The following is a 217-nucleotide window of genomic DNA, read 5'->3' as shown; positions in this document are numbered from 1 at the left end:
ACGATCTTTGCCTTTGCCAAAAGTAACACTCGTATAATCCGTAGTGCTATTTTCACCTTCTGTTTTATCGTAAAGAACAACAGATGAATTTTCAGATTGAAGATTGTTGGAAAGATCCTTCAAACTTTTATCTAGTTGGCCTTTATTAACAGCATCATCATTGTTCTTTCCCTCACCAACACCAGAAATTACACGATGCACACCAATTTTATTCGCG

The 217-nt window shown here is 36.4% G+C and carries 1 protein-coding gene; it reads right to left on the bottom strand.

Annotated features, from left to right (window positions below):
• A partial coding sequence (locus J7R07_RS08235) for a hypothetical protein (protein ID WP_208436357.1) occupies positions 1-217 on the bottom strand: 217 nt, incomplete at both ends.

The sequence above is a fragment of the Bartonella phoceensis genome, from assembly GCF_902825145.1.
In the GTDB taxonomy this organism is placed as follows: Bacteria; Pseudomonadota; Alphaproteobacteria; order Rhizobiales; family Rhizobiaceae; genus Bartonella; species Bartonella phoceensis.
This window is presented reverse-complemented; position numbering and strand designations above follow the sequence as displayed.